This window comes from Microvirgula aerodenitrificans DSM 15089, from assembly GCF_000620105.1.
GTDB lineage: Bacteria > Pseudomonadota > Gammaproteobacteria > Burkholderiales > Aquaspirillaceae > Microvirgula > Microvirgula aerodenitrificans.
Map to the genome: position 1 here is coordinate 1 of NZ_JHVK01000051.1, position 2,238 is coordinate 2,238.

General features: G+C 56.1%; 4 protein-coding genes. 1 reads left to right on the forward strand and 3 read right to left on the reverse strand.

The annotated features are described in order from the left end of the window. Window positions 1–147: integrase core domain-containing protein (locus Q352_RS21880; RefSeq protein ID WP_036386959.1), on the forward strand; the 147-nt coding region annotated here is incomplete at its 5' end. Between the two features lie 51 nt (window positions 148–198). Here the strand turns inward: Q352_RS21880 and Q352_RS0117895 are convergent. The 3 genes from Q352_RS0117895 to Q352_RS21885 form a co-directional block, all read right to left on the reverse strand. Next, the gene (locus Q352_RS0117895) at window positions 199–1,332 is read right to left on the reverse strand and encodes a nucleotidyltransferase family protein (RefSeq protein ID WP_028500497.1); all 1,134 of its coding nucleotides are present in this window, start codon (window positions 1,330–1,332) and stop codon (window positions 199–201) included. Then, window positions 1,332–1,970: a Cap15 family cyclic dinucleotide receptor domain-containing protein gene (locus tag Q352_RS0117900; protein ID WP_028500498.1), complete on the reverse strand. Its 639-nt coding sequence runs from the start codon at window positions 1,968–1,970 to the stop codon at window positions 1,332–1,334. Before Q352_RS0117900 ends, Q352_RS0117895 begins: the two co-directional genes overlap by 1 nt. Before the next feature lie 124 nt (window positions 1,971–2,094). Then, window positions 2,095–2,238, reverse strand: a 144-nt coding sequence (locus Q352_RS21885; RefSeq protein WP_036386960.1) for an IS3 family transposase, incomplete at its 5' end; no start/stop codon positions are given.

The window sequence follows — 2,238 nt, forward strand, 5'->3', positions numbered from 1 at the left end:
ATCGCCTTCATGCCAAAGCCGGACGGGAAAACCGCACTGGCGAACCTGGCGCAGGCCTTTGCCCATTACAACGAGCACCACCCACATAGCGCGCTGGGCTACCGGTCCCCCCGGGAGTTCCGACGGCTGGCGATTCCTTCAACCTGAGGCGGGAACGGGTGTCCTAAGGTACGGGGGCAAGTCCAGTGGTTGGAACACCTACACTGTCAACGCTTTGATACATTCGCGCTGTACGCCTTGTGACGGGATGGACGAGTCTATGCTGGGGAAATTTTCCTGGAAGACGTTCTTCAAGAGCTGATCCATCTCAATGGATAGCCCCCGTAGCCAATCGTGCTTCTCTGGGGCATCAAAAATTATGCGGCTTCCATCAGGAACCCACAGCCTGCCGGCAGCCCCCGGATCCTGATAAAGGGCATCGAGGTGACGCTGCGTCTCTGCTAAAACCGCGAGATCACTGTACCGGCCCAGCAGCAACGCGTTCATGTTTGCGTGGTACATGATGGCGGCAATGTCATAGCTGGAGAGCTGGATATCGCGATCAGAGTCAGCCTTGACGTTTTTGCAAAGGCGAATTGCTTTACGCAAGCCTCCGCCGATGTTGTCACATCGGCTACCTACACGCTCGATGTGAAGGAATGGCAGGTTGTCGATCGTCTCGCCAGTCTGCTTGTTGTAGATCGTTACTGTGCGATCGGCCTGTCGGCCGCTCGCCTGATACTCCTTGGTGTCATACCAGTGGGCAGGCACCACGTCGACGGAGCGCGGCAGCGACCCTCCCGACACCTTGACCGCTTTAGCACCAGTTTTGTCGACCTTGGCGGCTGGAAACGCATCATCAAGGTCCGACTCAATCTGCAGCCTAAGACTGCTCAGAACGCCGCCCGAAGTCCGTTGTGTAGGGTATTTGTATGCACCCTGCAGAGCCTGCGCACCCGTAGGGTCGTACGTGAAGAAATCCTTCGTAATGGCCAACACGTCAACGTCGCTAACCCGCTTGATGTGAACGTCCAGAGGTACAGAACCCTGCAGCTTGAATTCGGCATTGATACCCGCTTTGATGAGCCGGTCACGCAATTGACTAGCTACCCGCTCACCAGTCTGTTCGCTAACCTCGGTGTACTTCTTCCCAACGGCCTGCATGGCACCGATGGCGTACCGAGTCCAGCGCTGACTGGAAGTGCCGCGTGTTTCCCAATCCTCCACTTGTAAAGCATCTGCAGCGAATTGCCTATTGTAGGCTAATGCTGCCTCGGAAAAAGTGCCTACCGAAGGGTCGCCCTTGCGGCGTGCACGTAGTTGTAAGAGGCGAGAGTCGATGTCGGAAGCCATTAGTTCCTCTTTGTCCAGTTCATCGTGCCGAAGCTCATTCGGCCACGGCCATTGAAGTAGTCACCACTCGCCGATTGAAGATCCTTGGCGATAGTCATGACGGAGCAGCCCGTATGCGACGCCAAGCCGACAGCACCAACCTTGGGATCGTTCCGGTAGTGATAGAGCAGCACGAACCCGTCAACGCTGTCATGAGCGAGAGCGGCAGAGATGCTGCTGGATCCTGATGTTTGGGTGGAAAGGCGAATGCGCAGCCTGTCCCACGATTGAACAATTGTGACTTCAGCTTGCCAGTCGTACTTGGTGGGGCCCTCGCTATCGAGTGTCTTCCCTACGCAGTCCCAATTGCCGGAGATGTCGGGCACGTTCAGCACGAAGCTAATACCCGGCCACTTCCACGCCCACTTGTTCAGCAGCCAATAGAGGAAACCAAATACTGCACCGGCCCCCAGTAACGACATTAACGTCGGCGGCACGTTAGCGTTCCACCCGAACTCTTTTGCCAAGTCGACAGCAGCTAGCAGCATGAATACCAATGCACCCGAGATGGCACTCGCAGCAAAGCTCAGAAGCCGGCCAACCTTGGCCCGATTGGCTCCTCCCATCACCGAATATTCGTGTTCTTGTGGGGTGATCATGAGTTCAGATGTGTATGAAGTGGTTGTTATGCAATTTATATTGTGTCGCTTTCCGCACGTTCAAGCATCATATCTCGGGGCTAGGGGTCTGGACTATCCCGGGGTCAGTAGACAAATAGCTGCCTCACGCCGAGGCCCGTTCGAAGGCCTCGGGACTGATGCCACCCAGGTGGCTATGGCGGCGGGTGCGGTTGTAAAAAGCTTCAATGTAGTCGAACACGTCTGAGCGGGCCAGATCGCGGGTTTTGTAGATCCGTTTGCGGATACG